The 2,897-nt window shown below is 74.9% G+C and carries 2 protein-coding genes; both read right to left on the bottom strand.

Features of this window, described 5'->3' with window-relative positions; all coding sequences use genetic code 11:
• Positions 1 to 1,395: MFS transporter (locus tag ND748_RS29275; protein ID WP_251749427.1), on the bottom strand; the 1,395-nt coding region annotated here is incomplete at its 3' end.
• 34 nt (positions 1,396 to 1,429) lie between these two features.
• A partial coding sequence (locus ND748_RS29270; RefSeq protein ID WP_251749426.1) for a N,N-dimethylformamidase beta subunit family domain-containing protein occupies positions 1,430 to 2,897 on the bottom strand: 1,468 nt, incomplete at its 5' end.

The following is a 2,897-nucleotide window of genomic DNA, read 5'->3' as shown; positions in this document are numbered from 1 at the left end:
CCGCCGTTCCAGGGCACGCAGGTGGGCGAGCGCGTCGGCGAGGGCGGCGCCCGGCCCGGACCGGGTCCAGACCGCGCCGAAACCGAGCGTCGCGGCCCCCCGCCCGGCGGCCAGTACGACACCGACGAGGGCGAGCCCCGTCGTGCGCGCCGACGCGGGCACGGTCTGGCTGGTCAAGGCGGCGATCACGCCATCCGAGGCGGCGAAGTAGAGCCCCAACAGCACGGGCAGCGCTAGCACGGTCCACCCGTGCGGGGCCGGGGTGAGCAGGACGGCGAAGCAGCAGCCGAGCGCCACCTGGCCGCCGAGCAGCACCCGCCCGGCGCCGACGCGGTCGGCCAGCCGGCCCATCGGCACCGCGAACAGCAGGTAGACCAGCGACTCCGCGACGAACAGCGAGGGGAACAGCCGGCTGTCCACGCCGGCCTGGTGGCGCAGCGCCAGGAACAGCAGCGAGTCGCTCACCGCGGGCAGGCTCAGCAGGGCCGCCACCGCGAGCAGTCGGCGCAGCGCACGGTTCGCCCACAGTTCACCGAGGGGAGTCCACAGCCGGCGGGGCCCCCCACCGGCCGATTCCTCCGCCGACCTCGCCGGCCCTGCCCGCCCCACCGACTCCACCGGCCCCACCGGTGCGGCGTCCGTGGGCCGGCGGTTCTCCACGAACAGGGCCAGGACCGCGAGGCCGACGACGGCGATGAGGAACGCCGCGGTGAACACCGTCGAGTAGGAACCGGGTGCGACGCCGAGCAGGGCCACGGCCAGCAGGGGGCCGAGCAGCGCACCGCCGGTGTCGAACGCCCGGTGCAGCCCGAACGCCTCGGTGAGCCGTCCGGGGGGCGCGGACAGCGAGAGCAGTGCGTCCCGAGGACCGGTCCGGATGCCCTTGCCGAGCCGGTCGGTGCCGAGCCAGGCCAGCACGGGCAGCCAGCCGTGCGCTCCGAGCAGGCCCAGCCGGGACGCCGCCGACAGCGCGTACCCGGCGCCGGCGGCCTCGCGGTAACGCCGCCACCGGTCGGCGAGCAGCGCCCCGGCCAGCGCGGTGACCGCGGCGACGACCTGCAGCAGTCCGTCGGCGGCGCCGAACTGCAGGGCGCTGAATCCCAGGCGCACCGTCAGGTACAGGGGCAGCACCGACGCCACCATCTCGGCGGACAGGTCGGTGACCAGGCTCGTCAAACCGAGGAACAGGACGTTGGCGGAAACAGCGGGTGCGGCGCTCCCCGCGCCGGCCCCGACAGCGACACCGGCGTCAACAGCGGCGCCGGCTTTCACGCCGGCTTTGGCGCTTTCGCCGGCCTTGGCATCGACATCGCCGTTCAGGCCGTCGCCGGCGCCGACGCCGCCCTTGCGGCTGCGGGCGGACTTGGGCAGCGGGGCCCGCCCCGCCAGGTACACGGCCGGCCCCGCTACCGCGCCCGAGCCCGGCCGGTCAGTTCTTCTCCCCCGGCGCGGTGCCGCCGTGGTCCTCGGCCGGGACGGCATCGACGGCCCGATGGCGCAGCCCGGCGGGACCTGCGGCGAAGGCGGTCAGCAGGTTCGTGGTGATCTGGGTGATCGCCCGTTGGATGGCCAGGCCGCCGGTGCCGGGCCCGCAGACGTCGGCCAGCGGGCAGACCCAGGCGCTGGTCCCACTGTCGAACACGCCCGCCCCGGACGGCGTCGTGTAGTAGCTGACGTCGGAGAAGTCATGGACGCCGCGGCAGGTGATCGGCGAGTGGGCGATCACCTCGATCGGCCGCGGGGTGGGGTAGGCGAGATCGACCCGGTCGTACTCGGAACCGATCAGGCCGGGCAGGTGGGCGCCCGCGGTGAGCCCGGTGCCCTCGAGCAGCCAGGACTGCGGGCGGGCAATGATCATGTCGCCGTGGACCGGGTTGCACTGGTACATCCCGCCGGTCAGCGAGCTTTCCGGGCTCGCGTTCGGCGGGGAGGGCCAGTTGGCGGTGATGTGCGCGTCGTCGCGGCCGTACAGGGGATCCTCCTGCGCCACCTTGTAGGCGGTCTCCAGCCGGTCGGGTCCCAGCGGCGACGGGTCGAGGCGGATCCGCCGGTACACGGCGTTCGCGCCGAGGAACGCGAGGTTCGTGCCGCGGTCGCGGGCGGCGGTCAACGCGGACCGCATCGCCGGGGAGTAGTACTCGTCATGGCCCAGCGAGATCACCGCCCGGGCGCCGTCGAGCAGGTGCGGATCGGCGTGCAGGTCGAGGTCGGTGGCGTAGGACACCGGCAGGCCGAGGCGCTCGGCGAGGGCCACGAGCGGCTCCTCGTTGCCGGTGAAGTCCGCCGCGCCGTCGCCGTAGTCGTACGGCCGGTCGAACGAGACGACCCTGGCCCGATCCGCGAAACCGCGCGGACCGTGGTAGAGGCTGTATCCGCCCCAGGCGTTGTAGGCCTGCCAGGTGGTCACCGCGTTGAGGATCACCACCCGGCCCGCGGCGGACGGCCCCCGGACGGTCAGCGGCACGTACCGGTGGTTGCCGTCGGAGGCGTCCAACCGGAACAGGTAGTCGCCGGGCGGCCAGGAGGCGGTGGCGAAGGTCGCGGTGGGCGACCAGGACGCCGCGGAGATCGTGTTGGTGGCGGGGCTGTGCGCCTGGTCGGCCTGACGTCGGCCGGGCAGTGGCCCGACCGTCGTCATCAGGCGGCAGGTCCGTCCGCCGTACCACCCGGTGCGGAAGGCCGAGACCGTCAGCGTGGGGGCCGTGGTCGACGCGAACAGCCGGACCGGCGTGCCGGCGGTGATGCTGGCATGGTCGAGCCAGCCTTCCACCGCGCTCTGTGGGCCGAGCTGGCTCAAGCCGCACTCCGCCCCCGGGCGAGCGTTCTCGGCCCGCACGTCGAAGGCCCCGGACGGGCCGCCGCCCGGGCCGGCCGTCGGGACGCGGGCCGCCTCGGGC

Origin of the sequence: Frankia sp. AiPs1 (assembly GCF_023716945.1) — a bacterium.
GTDB lineage: Bacteria > Actinomycetota > Actinomycetes > Frankiales > Frankiaceae > Frankia.
The sequence above is the reverse complement of the archived record's forward strand: the minus strand, read 5'-3'. Positions and strand labels throughout refer to the sequence as shown.